The sequence below is a fragment of the Pseudomonas sp. 15C genome, from assembly GCF_055484735.1.
This window is the reverse complement of record NZ_JBUDGD010000046.1, coordinates 19212-36573: the sequence shown is the minus strand read 5'-3', so window position 1 is coordinate 36573 and position 17362 is coordinate 19212. Positions and strand designations below refer to the sequence as shown.

Annotated in this window: 16 protein-coding genes; 7 read left to right on the top strand and 9 right to left on the bottom strand. The window is 60.9% G+C overall.

The features are described from left to right. Positions 1 to 16: 16 nt before the first annotated feature. The 3 genes from ACYYKW_RS20435 to ACYYKW_RS20425 form a co-directional block, all read right to left on the bottom strand. Complete coding sequence (locus ACYYKW_RS20435; protein WP_041477201.1) at positions 17 to 418, bottom strand: ExbD/TolR family protein; 402 nt, start codon at positions 416 to 418, stop codon at positions 17 to 19. After that, the gene (locus ACYYKW_RS20430) at positions 418 to 1104 is read right to left on the bottom strand and encodes a MotA/TolQ/ExbB proton channel family protein (RefSeq protein WP_394508129.1); all 687 of its coding nucleotides are present in this window, start codon (positions 1102 to 1104) and stop codon (positions 418 to 420) included. The genes ACYYKW_RS20435 and ACYYKW_RS20430 overlap by 1 nt, the downstream gene beginning before the upstream one ends. A 63-nt stretch (positions 1105 to 1167) precedes the next feature. Then, positions 1168 to 1992, bottom strand: a complete 825-nt coding sequence (locus ACYYKW_RS20425; RefSeq protein WP_464990977.1) for an energy transducer TonB — start codon at positions 1990 to 1992, stop codon at positions 1168 to 1170. Between the two features lie 1091 nt (positions 1993 to 3083). Here ACYYKW_RS20425 and ACYYKW_RS20420 point away from each other — a divergent pair. Continuing rightward, the gene (locus tag ACYYKW_RS20420; protein WP_203418704.1) at positions 3084 to 3707 is read left to right on the top strand and encodes a glutathione S-transferase N-terminal domain-containing protein; all 624 of its coding nucleotides are present in this window, start codon (positions 3084 to 3086) and stop codon (positions 3705 to 3707) included. Between the two features lie 126 nt (positions 3708 to 3833). Here the strand turns inward: ACYYKW_RS20420 and ACYYKW_RS20415 are convergent, their stop codons facing one another. Continuing rightward, on the bottom strand, positions 3834 to 4274 hold the full coding sequence (locus ACYYKW_RS20415) for a CBS domain-containing protein (protein WP_093100130.1): 441 nt from the start codon (positions 4272 to 4274) through the stop codon (positions 3834 to 3836). A gap of 198 nt (positions 4275 to 4472) precedes the next feature. On the opposite strand from ACYYKW_RS20415, the gene ACYYKW_RS20410 reads away from it, so the two are divergent. Beyond that, positions 4473 to 6833 carry a DNA polymerase II gene (locus ACYYKW_RS20410; RefSeq protein ID WP_464990976.1) on the top strand — a complete coding sequence of 787 codons (2361 nt, stop codon included), beginning with the start codon at positions 4473 to 4475 and terminating at the stop codon, positions 6831 to 6833. Here ACYYKW_RS20410 and ACYYKW_RS20405 read toward each other — a convergent pair. The 3 genes from ACYYKW_RS20405 to ACYYKW_RS20395 form a co-directional block, all read right to left on the bottom strand. Then, positions 6798 to 7268, bottom strand: coding sequence for a DUF1810 domain-containing protein (locus ACYYKW_RS20405; protein ID WP_464990975.1), 471 nt, complete (start codon positions 7266 to 7268; stop codon positions 6798 to 6800). The genes ACYYKW_RS20410 and ACYYKW_RS20405 overlap by 36 nt on opposite strands. Positions 7269 to 7296: 28 nt before the next feature. Next, positions 7297 to 8118, bottom strand: a complete 822-nt coding sequence (locus tag ACYYKW_RS20400; RefSeq protein ID WP_434710159.1) for an aldo/keto reductase — start codon at positions 8116 to 8118, stop codon at positions 7297 to 7299. A 150-nt stretch (positions 8119 to 8268) separates the two neighbouring features. Beyond that, a complete protein-coding gene (locus ACYYKW_RS20395) occupies positions 8269 to 9417 on the bottom strand; it encodes an aldose epimerase family protein (protein ID WP_464990974.1) in 1149 nt (382 codons plus the stop codon). 245 nt (positions 9418 to 9662) lie between these two features. On the opposite strand from ACYYKW_RS20395, the gene ACYYKW_RS20390 reads away from it, so the two are divergent. The 4 genes from ACYYKW_RS20390 to ACYYKW_RS20375 all read left to right on the top strand — a co-directional run bounded on the left by ACYYKW_RS20390 (position 9663) and on the right by ACYYKW_RS20375 (position 13528). Further along, positions 9663 to 10412 (top strand): hypothetical protein, encoded by a 750-nt coding sequence (locus ACYYKW_RS20390; RefSeq protein ID WP_464990973.1) that lies wholly within the window; start codon positions 9663 to 9665, stop codon positions 10410 to 10412. 193 nt (positions 10413 to 10605) lie between these two features. Then, positions 10606 to 11820 carry an MFS transporter gene (locus tag ACYYKW_RS20385; protein ID WP_464990972.1) on the top strand — a complete coding sequence of 405 codons (1215 nt, stop codon included), beginning with the start codon at positions 10606 to 10608 and terminating at the stop codon, positions 11818 to 11820. Positions 11821 to 12049: 229 nt separating this feature from the next. Then, on the top strand, positions 12050 to 12835 hold the full coding sequence (locus tag ACYYKW_RS20380; RefSeq protein WP_093100145.1) for a sulfite exporter TauE/SafE family protein: 786 nt from the start codon (positions 12050 to 12052) through the stop codon (positions 12833 to 12835). Between the two features lie 126 nt (positions 12836 to 12961). Continuing rightward, positions 12962 to 13528, top strand: coding sequence for a DUF4174 domain-containing protein (locus ACYYKW_RS20375; RefSeq protein ID WP_332769434.1), 567 nt, complete (start codon positions 12962 to 12964; stop codon positions 13526 to 13528). Positions 13529 to 13662: 134 nt separating this feature from the next. Here the strand turns inward: ACYYKW_RS20375 and ampC are convergent, their stop codons facing one another. Further along, entirely contained in the window at positions 13663 to 14829 is a 1167-nt protein-coding gene (ampC, locus tag ACYYKW_RS20370; RefSeq protein WP_464990971.1) for a class C beta-lactamase, read from the bottom strand. A gap of 160 nt (positions 14830 to 14989) precedes the next feature. Here ampC and ACYYKW_RS20365 point away from each other — a divergent pair, with 160 nt between their 5' ends. Then, on the top strand, positions 14990 to 15862 hold the full coding sequence (locus ACYYKW_RS20365) for a LysR family transcriptional regulator (RefSeq protein ID WP_464990970.1): 873 nt from the start codon (positions 14990 to 14992) through the stop codon (positions 15860 to 15862). A 151-nt stretch (positions 15863 to 16013) separates the two neighbouring features. Here ACYYKW_RS20365 and gudD read toward each other — a convergent pair whose 3' ends face one another. After that, the gene (gene gudD / locus ACYYKW_RS20360) at positions 16014 to 17357 is read right to left on the bottom strand and encodes a glucarate dehydratase (RefSeq protein ID WP_464990969.1); all 1344 of its coding nucleotides are present in this window, start codon (positions 17355 to 17357) and stop codon (positions 16014 to 16016) included. Positions 17358 to 17362 lie beyond the last annotated feature (5 nt).

Sequence of the window (17362 nt, the reverse complement as noted above, 5' to 3'; positions counted from 1 at the left end):
GCGCGCAGCACCGCATTCAGTGGGTGGTCATCACCGATATCTTGCTGATGCCCGAGCGTTCGATGGACGCCATGGCTTTCGCCACCTGGCCGTAATTGACGGCGGCGTCGGCCTGCAACTGCACGCGGACATCGGCGTCCTTGGCCTTGACCTCCTTGAGGCTGGCTTCCAGGGACTCGGGGGCGAGTTCGGTCTTGGCCAGGTAAAACTTGCCGTCCTGATCGACGCTGACCACCACCGGGTCTTTCTTTTCGGCGGGGGCAACGGCGTCGGTTTTCGGCAGGTTGACCTTGATTGCGTTGGTCATCAGCGGCGCGGTGACGATGAACACCACCAGCAGCACGAGCATCACGTCGACCAGCGGCGTGACGTTCATTTCGCTGAGCACTTCATCGCTGTCTTGAGTCGAGAAAGACATCAGCTGGCCTCCCGCACGGCGCTGGTGGTTTTGCTGGCGATGGCCTGACGGCTGATGGAAAACGCGCTGCGCGAGGCGAGGGCGTCGAAGTCGTGAGCGAAGTCATCCATGTCCGCCGAGGCGAGCTTCAGGCGCCGCAGAAAGAAGTTGTAGATCAGCACTGCCGGCACCGCGACAGCGATACCCACACCGGTGGCGATCAGTGCGTGACCGATGGGGCCGGCGACCGCTTCAAGGCTGGCCGAACCGGTTTCGCCGATGCTTTTCAGCGCTTCCATGATGCCCCACACCGTACCGAACAGGCCGATGAACGGCGCGGTGCTGCCGATGCTGGCGAGAATCGCCTGACCGTTTTCCAGCGAGCGGCGCTCCTTCTGGATCTGTTGGCGCAGGTTGCGTTCCAGGCGATCCGAGCGGTTGATGGTGTGCGCCAGTTGTTGCGTGGTGCGCGGCGAATCTTCCACCAGCAACGCCTCGAAACCGCTGCTGGCGATGCGCGCCAGCGAACCCGGGTACTGGCTGGCATGTTCGGCGGCGGTGAGCAGGTCCGGCGCGCTCCAGAAGGCTTTGGTGAACTGTTTGTTCTGCGCTTTCTGGCGCAGGTACTGCGCCGACTTGACCAGCAGGATCGCCCAACTGACCACGGAAAACAGCACCAGGCCCCAGAGGACACCGGGGACAATCATCGAAGACAAATCGTTCATGGTTACACCTCGCTTGCGTTAATCAGTTATGAGTCGGTTGTGCCGTCACTGCGGCAATTTGAAATCGATGGTCTGGGTAGCGAAGCCGTCGATCGGCGTGTCACCGCGCTTGGCCGGAATGAACTTCCAGTTCTTCACCGCAGCGACTGCGGCGTCATCCAGTTGTGGCTTGCCGCTGGATTTGGTCACCGTCACCGAACCCGCACGACCGTTGGCCAACACTTGAATGCGCAACACCACGCTGCCTTCCCAATTGCGCCGCAATGCCAGCGACGGGTATTCCGGCGGTGGATTGCCAAGGCTGGCGAGGCCGGAAATCGCTGCCGACTCTTTCACTGGCGCGGGCGCAGCGGCCGGTGCCGGCGGCGCGCTCGGTGTCGCCGGGGCAGCGGGGGCTGCCGGCTGCGGCGAGGCCGGCGGCGCTTTCGCGGGCTCGACTTTTTTCACCGGTTTGGGCTTCTCGACCGGTTTCGGTTTTTCGATCGGCTTGGGCTTTTCCATCGGTTTGGGCGGTGGCTTGACCGCGTCTTCGTCTTCCACCGGTTGCTCAGGCTCGGGCGGTGGTGGCGGAGGCGGCGGGGGTGGCGGTTCCGGAGTCGGCGGTGCCGGTGGCGTCGGGCTGGTCAGCTCGACGGTCATTTCCGGAATCTGCGGCGGCGTCGGTAATGGCTCGGTTCGGGACTGCTGGAGAAACCACCAGGCAGCCCCGTGTATCAGCGCCGACACGGCCACCAGCAAGACCATCTGCTGTTTTTTCAGACCGCCGGGTCGTGAGGTATTGGCTGTGAAGGCCGGCCTGCCCGTTGGCGGCGGGACCGGCGCTTCCCGCAACGGCCCCGGCAGGGTTTTGTGCTTTACCGCATCGTTCATTAAAGCTCCCTCGGGTAGATGAAGGGCAATAAGCCGCCGTCCGAACATCGGGTGAATGTTCGAGTGGGTGAATGCAACTTTTTTCAAGGTGTGCAGAAGCCGATAGTGGAACTATCCAATTAACCGGGCTTGTGCAAACTTACTGGCTCAGTGCCATTCGACTTCGATTGTTCATTAGCCATTCGATGGTTGTTGTTCTGTTGCTCCAGTCACTTCTGGGTGTCTCATGCCTGTTACATATTGCAACCGTTGTGCCAGATATTGCTGCAACGTAGCGCAGTTATTTCATGGGTGTTACGCATGTCGCATTTATATAAGTTTTGTCATGACCAAGCGTTTGTCATGGCGCGCAGTGAGCCGTTACCCCGTCGAGCGGGGCTTTTTCAGAGGCGAGTCGGGCTTGACGCTTTATCCCGCGAAATAGCGAAACAGAGCGGTTGCGCGACTGCCTGTCCGTGCACGTGCTGGTGCGTGAGGGACCGATTTGGTGCGGGTCAGTGTTCTAGCGGGTCACGGGTTGTTTTCCTTGTTCTTGTTTAACGGAAACCGATGTTCTGGTGGTGTTCAAGTTATTCGGCTGGAACGCCTTTGGTGCAAATCACAGTTGTCGGGAAGTTATTGTCCAACAATCCTGTAATTGCACCGATTAGCGCCGTGAACAGCCAAGTCATATTTAAAAAGTAAATAGCACCTCGCTGTCGGCGAACAATGGATGGCCGACAGCGACGTGCAGTTGAACTCAGGTAATAAAGTAAGCAGGGCGGCTGTTCGGATGAACCAGGCCTGGAGCGCACAAATAGTAGTGGCGAGTGATGCGGCAGAACGGTTGAAGATTCACGCGGTGAACTCCTTGTTGCCAGCCTGGATACGCGAACTTTTGGTTCGGTATCGCACCTTACAAGAACGCGGATAGCGTTCGATGATTGCTCTTGGTGCGGGATGGGCACCGCCAGCGCTGTTGTGCGAGATGTGAATTCGCAAGTCGGCAGTGCATGGGAAAACCGTGCCAGAACCGTTACACCGGCAGATTATTTCTACACCCGGGCCACAGGCATCTACGCTGTGGCAAAGGTTTTTTCGGGGGATTGGCTATGTACCAACTTTATGGGCACAAGAATTCCGGCGCCGCGGCGATCGAGGCGGCACTGGAGTTATGCCAGATTGCTTACCGCTTCATTGATAACGAAGCCAGCGCGGAGGCCGCCGAGGCGTTGGCCAAACTCAATCCGCTGAAACAGATTCCGACGTTGCAACTGCCCGACGGCAGCGCGATGACCGAGAGCGCGGCGATTCTGATTCACTTGGGTCTGACGTTTCCCCAATCCGGTCTGTTGCCCGCCGAGGCGGCGGATCGTGATCAGGCGATTCGCGGCCTCGCCTACATCGTCAGTAACTGCTACGCGGCCATCGGCATCATCGATTACCCCGAGCGCTGGCTGATCACGCCCGACGAAGGCGCACGGCAGAACCTGATCGCCGGCGCGCGCCAGCGTCTGCACTTCAGTTGGGAATTGTTTGCCGACCAGTTTTCCGCCGAGCTGTACCTGGACGACGAGACGCCGGGGGCGCTGGATGTGCTGGCGGCGGTAGTGACGCGCTGGGAGGGTAGCCGCGAGCATCTACGCCAGACGCGACCGGGGTTCTACGCCTGGCTGCAACGCATCGACCGCCACCCGGTGCTGGCGCCGGTGTTTGCGCGACACTGGCCAACCTGAGCCCACCACGAAACCCCTGTAGGAGTGAGCCTGCTCGCGATAGCGGTCTGTCAGTCACCCAGTTTTTAGCTGACAGACCGCTATCGCGAGCAGGCTCATTCCTTCAGGGGGGCGGTGCCTTGAGATTTATTCCCCGCGGATGTATTGCTCCAGCTGTTTGATCAGCTCGGCCTGTTCGGCAATCGCTTCCTTGACCAGGTCGCCGATCGACAGCAGGCCGATCAACTGGCCGTCCTCGACCACGGGCAAGTGACGCAGGCGTTTGTCGGACATGATGCCCAGGCAGGTGTCGACGGTCTGTTTGGTGTCCACGGTGATCACGTCCTTGACCATGATGTCGCTGACCGGTGTGCCCACCGATGAGCGGCCCTTGAGCACCAGTTTGCGCGCATAGTCCCTCTCACTGATGATGCCGACCACCTTGTCGTCTTCCACCACCAGCAGGGCGCCGACGTTTTTCTCGGCCATCTTCATCAGCGCTTCAAGCACCATGTGATCGGGTTTGATCTGGTGCACTTCCTGGTTTTTCTGATCTTTGAGCTTGAGCAGTTGGGCGACGGTCTTCATGGCGGTTACTCAGGTGTTGTCGTTGTTCACCAAGCATCGTAGACGCAGCCGCGCAGGGCAAGGTGGCAAAGCGGCAGATAGCGTGCAAAAACCGCCATTTACCGGGTTTTTTGCGGTTCAAGCGCTGATTTATCGCCAAGGTCATTTCAAGCAATGCCGGGTAGAATGCCGGTCTATCCAGATTCCGAGGTTGCAGTGGTGGATTTACCGCAGGGCTTCGTCCTGACCCGGCATTGGCGCGATACGCCGGCCGGCACCGAAGTCGAGTTCTGGCTGGCGACCGACGCCGGGCCGCGCCGTGTGCGCTTGCCGCATCAGCCGTCGGTGGCGTTCATTCCCGCCGAGCAGCGCGAAGCGGCCGAGCGCTTGTTGCACGACGAAAAGAACGTCGAACTGCGTCCGCTGGCCCTGCAGGATTTCGAGCATCGTCCGGTGCTGGGTTTGTATTGTCAGCAGCACGGTCAGTTGATGCGCCTGGAATCCGCATTGAGCCGCGCTGGCGTCGATGTGTTTGAAGCCGATGTGCGCCCGCCGGAGCGCTATCTGATGGAGCGTTTCATCACCGCGCCGGTGGTATTCAGCGGTACAGCCGATGCCGACGGCGTGTTGCTCAATGCCCAGCTCAAACCCGATCCCGCCTATCGCCCGACGCTGCGGCTGGTGTCGCTGGACATCGAAACCACAGAAACCGGCGAGCTGTACTCGATCGCGCTGCAAGGCTGCGGTCAGCGCCAGGTGTACATGCTCGGCGCGCCGAACGGTGACGCCAGCATCGTCGACTTCGATCTGGAATATTGCGATTCGCGCACGCTGATTCTGAAAAAGCTCAACGAGTGGTTCGCGCAGCACGACCCCGACGCAATCATCGGCTGGAACGTCGTGCAATTCGATTTGCGCATCCTCCACCAACACGCGCGACGCCTCGGTGTGCCGCTGAAAATCGGCCGTGGCGGTGAAGAGATGCAGTGGCGCGAGCACGGCAGCCGCAATCACTATTTCGCCTCGGCGGCGGGGCGGTTGATCATCGATGGCATCGAAGCGCTGCGGTCGGCGACCTGGAGCTTTCCGTCGTTCAGCCTGGAAAACGTCGCGCAGACTTTGCTCGGCGAAGGCAAGGCCATCGACAATCCGTACCAGCGCATGGACGAAATCAACCGCATGTTCGCCGAGGACAAACCGGCGCTGGCCAAGTACAACCTCAAGGACTGCGAACTGGTCACGCGGATCTTTGCCAAGACCGAACTGCTGACCTTTTTGCTCGAACGCGCCAGCGTCACCGGCCTGCCGGCGGATCGCAGCGGTGGCTCGGTGGCTGCGTTCACGCATCTGTACATGCCACGGATGCACCGTCAGGGTTTCGTAGCGCCGAATCTGGGCACCAATCCGCCGCAGGCCAGCCCCGGCGGCTTTGTCATGGACTCGCAGCCGGGGCTCTACGAATCGGTGCTGGTGCTCGATTATAAAAGCCTGTATCCGTCGATCATTCGCACGTTTCTGATCGACCCGGTGGGCTTGATCGAGGGCCTGCAGCACCCGGACGACGCCGATTCGGTGCCGGGCTTTCGCGGCGCACGCTTCTCACGCACGCGGCACTGCCTGCCGTCCATCGTGTCGCGGGTGGCCGAGGGCCGCGAGACCGCCAAGCGCGAGCACAACGCGCCGCTGTCGCAAGCGCTGAAGATCATCATGAACGCCTTCTACGGCGTGCTCGGCTCCAGCGGTTGCCGTTTTTTCGATACGCGGCTGGCGTCATCGATCACCTTGCGTGGCCACGAAATCATGCTGCGCACGCGCCAGTTGATCGAAGCGCAGGGCCACGCGGTGATCTATGGCGACACCGACTCGACCTTCGTCTGGCTGCGCCGCCCGCACGGCCAGGAGGAGGCGGCGCAGATCGGCCATGCACTGGTCCGGCACGTCAACGACTGGTGGCGTGAGCATGTGCGCGAGGAATATGGGCTGGAAAGTGCGCTGGAATTGCAGTTCGAGATTCATTACAAACGCTTTCTGATGCCGACCATTCGCGGCGCGGAGGAGGGCAGCAAGAAACGCTATGCCGGCCTCGTCGTCCGCGGCGATGGCAGCGAGGAAATGGTCTACAAGGGCCTGGAAACCGTACGCACCGACTGGTCGCTGTTGGCCCGGCAATTTCAGCAGGAGCTGTATCAGCGGATTTTTCAGCGCAAGCCATATCACGATTACGTGCGCGACTACGTGCGCAAGACGCTGGCAGGTGAGTTCGACGAGCGTCTGGTCTATCGCAAGCGCCTGCGCCGCACCCTCGACGATTACGAACGCAACGTGCCGCCCCATGTGCGTGCGGCGCGCCTTGCCGATGACTACAACGCCGAACACGGGCGTCCGCGGCAATACCAGAACGGCGGCTGGATCAGTTACGTGATCACGCTGGCCGGCCCGGAACCGCTGGAAGTGCGCCGCGCCGCCATCGATTACGACCACTACATCACCCGCCAGCTGCAACCGGTGGCGGATGCGATTCTGCCGTTCGTCGATGACGATTTCTCAACCCTGATCGGCGGGCAACTGGGCCTGTTTTGAGTCGAGCAGTTGCAGCGTCCACTCATCGAGAATGCCGTGGAAGTACCGTTCCAGCGCCTGATCGAACACGCTGTCCGCACCAGCGAACTGGGCGAACAGCGTCATTGAGGAATGGAATTTCAAATCGTCCGGGTGGCCGAAAATCTCATTGATCGAGCGCTCCCGCACGGCCAGCACCCATTGCGTGCAGGTGCGCAATCGTTCGCCGAGCACGGCGTGCGCCAAATAAGCCTGCGCTTCTTCGGCCGAGCCAATGGCGAAGCGTCGCGCCATCTCACTGCCGCCCAGCCCGGCGAATTGCGGGAAGACAAACCACATCCAGTGGCTACGCTTGCGGCCCGTCTCGAGTTCGCGCTGGACGCGGTCGAACACCGGGTCCTGCGCCTGGATGAAACGTTGCAGGTTGAACGGGTCGTGCTGATCCGTGCTTCTCATCGCGAAGCCCTCGCCAGTCGGCAGCGGCTCAGACCATGGCCAGCCGCTGCTTGCGTTGTGGCGCTTGAAATACCTGGTCCAGCGCCGCCAGATCCCCGGCCTCCAGTTGCAGCTGCGCGGCCTGGGCATTGAGTTGCACATGCTCCGGGTGCACAGCCTTGGGAATCGCAATCAGCCCATCCTGACGCAGAATCCACGCCAGCGAAACCTGTGCCGGGGTTACGCCATGACGAGCGGCAATGTCTTTGAGCACCGGCTCGGCCAGCATGGCGCCGCCCTGGCCGATCGGACAATAGGCCATCAGCGGCATGCGCTGGTGCTGGCACCACGGCAACAAATCGAATTCGATCCCGCGTTCTTCGAGGTTGTAGAGCACCTGATTGGTCGCGCATTGCGAACTGGAGAGTTCTTCGAGGTCGTCGACGTCGAAATTCGACACGCCCCAGCGGCCGATTTTGCCGTCCTCGCGTAGGCGTTCGAACGCTTCGACGGTTTCTTCCAGCGGATATTGGCCGCGCCAGTGCAACAGGTAGAGGTCAATGTAATCGGTGTCGAGCCGGCGCAGGCTGCGCTCGCAGGCTTGCGGGATGCCTTTGCGGCTGGCGTTGTGCGGGTAGACCTTGCTGACCAGAAACACCTGATCGCGAAGGCCGGTGATGGCCTCGCCTACCACCGTTTCCGCACCGCCCTCGGCGTACATTTCGGCGGTGTCGATCAGGGTCATGCCCAGCTCGATGCCGCTGCGCAGCGCCGTCACTTCACGCTTGTGCGCCGAGCGGTCCTCACCCATGCGCCACGTGCCCTGGCCAATCACCGGCACCTGCACGCCGGCCAACTCGAGGGTACGCATGCAAACCTCCTTATGTGAGTGTGTCGATTCCTTTAATGGGGCAGCAGGATAGTCCAGATCGTTCCCACGCTCTGCGTTCTGGCTCGAGAAGGGACGCAGAGCGTCCCGGGCTGCATGCCCACGCGGGAGCGTGGGAATGATCGGCAGGGGTTACTTGGCGGAGAACTTCAGCACGACGCTCTGGGTATAAGTCTGGCCCGGGTCGAGGCGGGTGCTCGGGAAGTTCGGCTGATTCGGCGAGTCCGGGTAGTGCTGGGTCTCGAGAGTGAACGCGCCCCAGTGCGGATACACCTTGCCGCCCTTGCCCTTGACCGTGCCGTCGAGGAAGTTGCTGGTGTAGAACTGCACGCCCGGCTCTGTAGTGAATAGCTGCAAATGCCGGCCAGATTGCGGATCGCTGACTTCGGTGGCGACTTTGCTGATATCGCCCTTGGTGTCCAGCGCCCAGTTGAAGTCGAAGCCGCCCTGTTTCGGCTCGGCGAATTTCAGTTGCGGATGGTCAGCCTTGATGTGCGTGCCGATCGGTGTCGGCTGGGTGAAGTCCATCGGCGTACCCGCAACGGGCGCCAGTTCACCGGTCGGAATCAGCTTGGCGGTGACTGGGGTGTAATGGCTGGCGTTGATCGTAGCGACCTGTTTGAGAATGTCGCCATTGCCGGCGCCGGCGAGGTTGAAGTAGCTGTGGTTGGTCAGGTTCAACACCGTCGGTTTATCGGTGCTCGCCTTGTAATCGATGCGCAGCTCGTTGGCATCGGTCAGGCGGTAGGTCACCTCGGTGGTGAGGTTGCCGGGGAAACCCATTTCGCCATCCGCCGACAGATAGGTGAGGGTTACGCCGACCGAATCCTTGTCCTTGGTTTCCTTGGCCTTCCAGACTTTTTTGTCGAAGCCCTGCGTGCCGCCGTGCAGCGCATTGGTCTTGTCGTTCTGCGGCACTTGATAGCGCTTGCCGTCCAGTTCGAAGGCGCCGTCGGCCAAGCGATTGCCGAAGCGGCCGATGGTTGCGCCGAAATACGCGGTGCCTTTCTGGTAGCCCTGGACATCGTCAAACCCGAGCACCACGTCGTCGAACTTGCCATGCTTGTCGGCGACTTTCAGCGATTGCAGGGTCGCGCCGTACGTGATGACGGTGGCCTGCATGCCGTGGCTGTTGCGCAGAATGTATTGCTCGACGGGGGTGCCGTCATTGGTCTTGCCGAAGGCTTTGTGTTCGGCGGTCAGGCCCGCCGCGTTGGCGCAAAGGGTAGTGATCATCAGGGACAGTCCGAGGCCGGAAAGCAGGTGACGGGATTGAAGCATGGTTGACCTTCCTTTTTGTTGTTGTTTTTGAAATCTGCAATTAGTCATGCTATTGGAAAATTAACAGAGGATTTATAGCCGACATAAGCGCAAATTCAAATATAAAGTCCGACTAATTGATCGTATGTAATTTGCCGAAGGTCGGTTCACAGACCGGGCACTGCACTTTTTCGCAATCGGCGGCTCTATCCATGGCCAGGATGCGATGACTCCCGTCGCACCGGAATGTGCCAGTTCGAGAATTCATGCCGAGCGCTTTTGCCCTGATCGTCCCTCTGTTCCGTCGCCCGTGCCTGCTGTTGGCTTGCCTGTCGTCGCTGCTTGTCAGCGGTTGCAGCCACCAGAACGGCAACGGCTTCATCACCCAGATGCGTGAGGGCCAGCCGCAGGAATTTCTGCAGACCAGCGTCGACCGCATGGCCACGCTGGCGATGCGCGACAACCTCAACAGCCTCTATCGCTTGATGGGCAAGCTGTACCTGCGCAACCCCGAAGAACTGCGCAAATCGGGTTTCCTCAACATCAACACCGCGGTCAGACAAGTGCGCCTGGCCGTCGAACAGCAACAACCGCTGCCGGTGCTAGGCGGGCGCAAGGACCTCGCCGCGCTGAGCTACGCAATGAGCCCGGAATTTCTCGGCGACCGCGTCGGCGCCTTCATCTACGCGATCGGCAGCATGCTCGTCACCGCGCACGGCAATCGCACCGAGTTCTATATGACTGACGCGATCAACCCGACCTTCGTTCACAATTCCGCGCGCAACATCGAGAAGGCCATGTGGATCCTGTCGCAGCGGCAGAACAAGGAAGGCCAGCCGCTGCTGTTCTCCAATGAGATCTCGGAGGAGGGCAGCAACCTGAGTTTCGCCACCGAGTTCAGCAAGATTGTGGCGCGTCTGGATCTGCTGACGCAGATGCTCGACGAGCGCTATCGCAGGATCGGCCTGAATTACGCGCAGAGTTTGCTGTTTTTGAATTTCTTGCCGGTGCAGTGAGCGCGGTGATGAGCCTACACATCAAACCCTGTGGGAGCTGGCTTGCCAGCGATGGGGCCGGGTCAGTCAATATATTCAGTGCCTGATTCACCGCCATCGCTGGCAAGCCAGCTCCCACAGGGATGGCGTCGCGGCAATAAATTTTGTATACAATCGCTTGCCTCGATTGATCCAAAAAGGAGCTGCATCCGTCATGACCGACCCCGCAAGCGCCGATTTCAGCCGCATCGACCCCGGCGTCCGCGCCGACAAACTGCCCATCGCCGCGTTGCTGGCATTCGCCATGACCGGTTTCATTGCCATCCTCACTGAAACCCTGCCGGCCGGGCTGCTGCCGCAAATCGGCGCGGGCCTCAACGTCAGCGAAGTGCTCGCTGGGCAACTGGTCACGCTGTATGCGCTCGGTTCGATCGTCGCGGCGATTCCGCTCACCGTGGCCACGCGCGGCTGGCCACGGCGGCGGGTGTTGTTGATGACGGTGGGCGGCTTCCTGCTGTTCAACACGGTGACCACGTTTTCTACTCATTACGGCCTGACGCTGGCGTCGCGTTTCCTCGCCGGGATGGCGGCGGGGCTGTCATGGGGAATCATGGCCGGTTACGCGCGTGGCATCGTGCCAGTGCATCAGCAGGGGCGGGCGCTGGCGATTGCCATGCTCGGCACCCCGGTGGCGCTGTCGCTGGGTACGCCGGCCGGGACCTGGCTGGGCAATCTGATCGGCTGGCGCGCCTCGTTCGGGATCATGTCGGCGCTGGCGCTGGTGTTGGCGGCGTGGATCGTCATCGCCGTGCCGGATCGGCCGGGCCAGGCCAGCGACGAGCGCCTGCCCTTGCTCGAATCGTTGCGCTTGCCGGGTGTGCGACCGGTGCTGTTCGTGGTGCTGACGTGGATGCTCGGGCACAACATTCTGTACACGTACATCGCGCCGTTTCTGAGCCAGGCCGGTCTGGCCGACCGGGTCGATCTGGTACTGCTGGTGTTCGGTCTGTGCTCGCTGGTGGGCATCTGGATCATCGGCCTGCTGGTCGATCGCTGGTTGCGCAAGCTGACCCTGATCAGTCTCGCGCTGTTCGCCTTGACCGCACTGGTGCTGGCGCTGGCCGCACCGTCAGCGCTGGTTGTGTATGCCTGCATGGCGGTGTGGGGCCTGTCGTTCGGCGGTTCGGCGACGTTGCTGCTGACTTCGGCAGCGGACTCGGCAGGCGATCACGTCGACGTGGTGCAGGCGATGCTCACTACCTCATGGAACGTCGCGATTGCCGGCGGCGGCCTGTTTGGCGGCGTGTTGCTGGACCGGGCCGGGGCCATGTCGTTTCCGTGGGCGCTGCTGATCCTGTCGCTCATTGCGTTGGCCACGGTGTGGTGCGATAGAACCAACAGCTTCAAGGCGGGGCGGCGGCTGCATTGATTCTCGAAATCACCGCAATTCTCTGTAGGCCTTCGCCTGCTCGCGATAGCGCTTTGTCAGTCAACATTGATTCAACTGACCCACCGCTATCGCGAGCAGGCGAAGGCCTACAGGGGATCCCGATGAATTTGGATTTGGCATAACGATAGACCGCATCGATATATGTGGTTATAAGAAAAATCGCTATGCTGCGGGCCAGATTTTTCCTGTCGTTTTTCTGGACGGTTTAATGGAATTGGCAAATTTCGGCTTGGTGATTGCCGGGCTGGTGGTGGGTTTTATCGTCGGCATGACCGGTGTCGGCGGTGGTTCGTTGATGACGCCGATCCTGCTGTGGTTCGGCATCAACCCGGCAACCGCAGTGGGCACCGACCTGCTGTACGCCGCCATTACCAAATCCAGCGGCGTCCTCGTCCACAGGAAAAACAAGAACATCGACTGGGCCATCACTGGCTGGCTGACCCTCGGCAGCGTGCCGGCAGTGGCCATGACCCTGTGGTTTCTCAGCACCCTGCACACCGCGCCCGAGGCGATGAACGCCATCATTAAGCAGGCGCTGGGCTTCGTGCTGTTCGCCACTGCGCTGGCGATCTTCTTCAAAAAGCGCCTGCTCGAATTTGCTCACAAACGCGCTGGCGGCAACTACAACCCCAGCGGCTCGCGCCTCAATGTGATGACGGTGATCACCGGTCTGATCCTCGGCACCATGGTCGCGCTGACCTCGATCGGCGCCGGCGCCCTCGGCACGGTCGCCTTGTTCATCCTCTACCCGTTGCTGCCAACCCGCCGCCTGGTCGGTACCGAAATCGCCCACGCCGTCCCCCTGACCCTCGTCGCCGGCCTCGGCCACGCGAGCATGGGCAACATGGACTGGGGCGTCCTCGGCTTTCTGCTGGTCGGCTCGCTGCCCGGCATCTGGCTCGGCAGCCACCTGACCGGGCGCATCTCCGACGAAGTCCTGCGCCCGTGCCTGGCGACGATGCTGGTGTTGATCGGGTACAAGTTGGCGTTTTGATCCACGGTTGCGCAATGTCGTGCCTGTCCTAAGCTTCGGTAAAGGCGAAACATATTTGCCCGACTGCACCGGAACAATCGCCGCGATGCGCAATCAGTAGAGCGTGGATATCAAAAGGAGATGCGCATGCTCATCAGGTCACTGACCCTGACATTCTTGCTGGCGATGGCCGGTCCCTTGTTCGCCGCCGACAGCGATTCGCCGCTGGCCGGGGATGTTGGCCGCGCCCGACCGCTGATCGTCATCGCACAAAGCACCGTCGACCCGGTGTGGGTCAGCCTGAAAAAATCGCTGGACGACCCGGCCAACAAAAAGGGCGTCACCGACCGCAACATCAAGGTCTACACCATCCTCAATATGTCCGGCCAACTCGACGGCAAGGACCTGGGCCAGCAGGACACCATGGCGCTGCTGCGCTCGCTCAAGCTGGGTGCCGGGGCGTATCCGAAAGTGTTCCTGGTGGGCAAGGACGGCGAGACCAAACTCTCTGCCTCCGGTGACGAAGCCAAAGCTTTGAGCCTGGCGAAAATTTTCGAAACCATCGACGCCATGCCCATGGCTGAAAAAGAAGCCGCCGCGGCCGCGCAGGCCGCCCCGGCCGCTGCCGAACCGGAGCCTGCCAAAGGCGCGAAAGGCGCCAAGCCGAGCAAGCCTGCAAAACCGAGCAAGCCGCCGCAAATGCCGGACGACTGATCACGCACTCAACTGAATAAACCCTATCCCCTGTGGGAGCGAGCCTGCTCGCGATTGCGGTCTATCAGTCACCTCATCGGTGGCTGACACACCGGGATTCGCGAGGAGGCTCGCTCCCACGATTTTTTCCCTGCTCAGTCAGCTACCGCACTGATAATCCTGTGCGCAATCTTCACCCGCTCCGCAATCGGAAAGTTCTTGTTGGCCATGATCGCAATGCCGACGCCTTTATTCGGTACAAACGCCACGTACGCGCCAAAACCTGCGGTAGAACCGGTCTTGTTGATCAGCAGGTTTTCCGGTTGTGGCTGCGGTGGATTCAGCCATTGCACCTTATGCGCCTGCATGGCCATTTCCGTGGAGTTGCCGGCGAGCAGGCGTTCGAGGCTGATCGGGTAGGGGTACATTTCCCAGCCCAGGCCTTGGGTCATGTCGCCGACGCGGTAGTAACCGGTGTGGGTGTTGGCGATGGTTTGGGGCAGGGGGGACGCCAGGGTTTCAGGTTTGAGGTTGGCTTGCACGTAACGCAGCAGGTCCACGGCACTGGTTTTCACCGCGTAGGCTTGCAGGTCGAGGGCGCCGGGGCGCACACGGACAGGTTTGTCGTCCTTGTCATAGCCTTGCGCGTACAGGCTCATTTGTTCGGCGGGGACGCTGAGCCAGGTGTGCTGCAAACCGAGTTTCGGCAGCAGGGTTTGCGTCATGGCTTGATCGAACGGTTGGCCAAGGCTTTTTGCCGTCAGATAGCCGAACAGGCCCAGGCTCGGATTGGAATACTGGCGATGGCTGCCGGCCGGCCAGGTCGGTTTCCACTGCTGAAAATAGCCGAGCATGGTCTCAGGCGAATCCGCGTTGGTCGGGAATTGCAGCGGCAAGCCACCGGCGCTATAGGTGCCCAGTTGCAGCACGCTGATGTTGTCAAACGCGCTGCCCTTCAGTTCAGGCCAGAGTGTGCTGGCCTTGGTCGACAGGTCCAGTTTGCCGGTGGCTTGCGCGAAACCTGCGAGGGTGGCGGTGAAGGTTTTGCTTATCGAGCCGATTTCGAACAGGGTGTTCTCGCTGACCTGTTGCCCGGTTTCCTTGGCGGCGACGCCGTAGTTAAAGTAATGCGCCTTGCCATCGACCGTCAGCGCTACGGTCAGGCCGGCGATGTTCTGCTGCTGCATGATCGGCGTCACCGTTGCGCTGACCAGTGCTTGCAGTTGCGCATCGTCAGGTACGGCGGCGAGGCAGGCCGTGGAGCCGAAAAACAGGCTGAACGCTGCGCAGGACAAGGCTTTAGTTGAAGTGATGGATGACATGAATGAACCACTCTCCATGAGTGTTGATGTTGTTATCCCGCTACACTGCGGACGATATTTTCGTTAGGTCACTGATCAGCGCCGCCAATCTAGTCAGCTTGGCGGCCAACGACAAACGATGAAAACTCGCACGAGCCATTAGAAAAATTTGGGGTGGGGCATGATTCGACCGCAATTGCCGCTGAACGCGCTGCGCGCTTTTGAAGCCTCGGCGCGTCATTTGAGCTTCACTCGCGCCGCCGTGGAATTGTGCGTGACGCAAGCGGCGGTCAGCCATCAGGTCAAAAGCCTTGAGGCGCAGCTGGGTGTCAGCCTGTTCAAACGCCTGCCCCGCGGGCTGATGCTGACCAGTGAAGGTGAAACCCTGCTGCCGGTGCTGAACACCTCTTTCGATCACATCGCACAGATCCTCGAACGCCTCGCCGGCGGGCAGTATCGCGAAACGTTGACCGTCGGCGCAGTCGGCACGTTCGCCGTGGGTTGGCTGTTGCCGAGGCTGGCGAACTTCCGGGCGAAACATCCGCTCATTGATTTACGGCTGTCGACCCATAACAACCGCGTGGACGTCGCGGCGGAAGGGCTGGATTACGCGATTCGCTTCGGTGCGGGGGCGTGGCATGGCATCGAGGCGACGCGTTTGCTCGATGCGCCGCTGTCGGTACTGTGCGTGCCGGACATCGCTCGACAGCTGCATGCGCCAGCGGATCTTTTGCAGCAGACCTTGCTGCGCTCCTATCGCACCGATGAGTGGCCGCAATGGTTTCAAGCTGCCGGTTTGGCAACTCATGCAGCGCCGCCGCAGAGCATCATGTTCGATTCGTCATTGGCGATGATGGAAGCTGCCATTCAGGGTGGTGGCGTGGCGTTGGCGCCGCCACTGATGTTCGCTCGGCAACTTGCGGCGGAGGTGATTTGCCAGCCGTTTGCGATCGAGATCACCACCGGCAGCTATTGGCTGACGCGATTGCAGTCGCGCCCTGAGTCGGCGGCGATGATGGCGTTCAAAAACTGGCTGTTACACATTTCTGCCTGACTCCCATTATTCCCTGTGGGAGCTGGCTTGCCAGCGAAGGGGCCGGCCTGGCCAACATTGATGCTGGCAGGCCCACCGCAATCGCTGGCAAGCCAGCTCCCACAGGTTCATCTGTCAAACTCAAAGATCTTGCTCAACCCAGGGTTCCCGTTCAACGCACCAGACACGGCCGCTTGTTATCGAACTTCCAGCCCGGAATCAAAAACTGCATCGCCACGCTGTCATCCCGCGCGCCGAGGCCCATGCCTTTGTAGAGTTCGTGGGCCTTGGCCACTTGATCCATGTCCAGTTCCACACCCAGTCCCGGTCTTTTCGGCACCTGCACGAGACCATCGACAATCTGCAGCGGCGCCTTGGTCAGGCGCTGGCCATCCTGCCAGATCCAGTGGGTGTCGATGGCGGTGATGTCGCCCGGCGCGGCAGCGGCGACGTGGGTGAACATCGCCAGCGAGATGTCGAAGTGGTTGTTGGAATGCGAGCCCCAGGTCAGGCCCCATTCGTGGCACATCTGCGCGACGCGCACCGAACCCTGCATGGTCCAGAAATGCGGGTCGGCCAGCGGAATGTCCACTGATTGCAACTGGATCGCGTGGCCCATTTCGCGCCAGTCGGTGGCGATCATGTTGGTCGCGGTTTTCAGGCCAGTGGCACGACGGAATTCAGCCATCACTTCGCGGCCGGAATAACCGTTCTCCGCACCGCACGGGTCTTCGGCGTAGGCGAGTACGTGATGCTGATCGCGGCAGAGACGAATCGCTTCTTTCAGCGACCAGGCGCCGTTCGGATCGAGCGTTATGCGCGCCTCGGGGAAACGCTCGGCGAGGGCGGTGACCGCTTCGATTTCGGCATCGCCGCTGAGCACGCCGCCCTTGAGTTTGAAGTCCTTGAAACCGTACCTGGCATGTGCCGCTTCGGCCAGACGCACCACGGCTTCAGCGGTCATGGCTTTTTCGTGACGGACGCGGAACCAGTCGTTGTCGGCCTCCGGTTCGCTGCGATAGGCGAGGTCGGTTTCACGCTGATCGCCGACGTAGAACAGATAGCCAAGCATCTTCACTTCGTCACGCTGCTGGCCTTCGCCGAGCAGTGCCGCCACTGGCACGTCCAGATGCTGACCGAGCAGGTCGAGCAGGGCGGCTTCAAGGCCAGTGACGGCGTGGATGGTGATGCGCAAGTCGAAGGTCTGCAGACCACGGCCGCCGGCATCGCGATCGGCGAAGGTCTGGCGCACCTGGTTGAGGATTTTCTGGTAGGTGCCGATCGGGCTGCCGACCACCAGATTGCGCGCGTCTTCCAGGGTCTGGCGAATGCGCTCGCCACCGGGCACTTCACCGACGCCGGTGTGGCCGGCGTTGTCCTTGAGAATGACGATGTTGCGGGTGAAAAACGGCCCGTGGGCGCCGCTCAGATTGAGCAGCATGCCATCGTGACCGGCCACCGGAATGACCTGCATGTCGGTGATGATCGGGGCTTTGGCGGTGTCGTGTACGCTCATTGTTG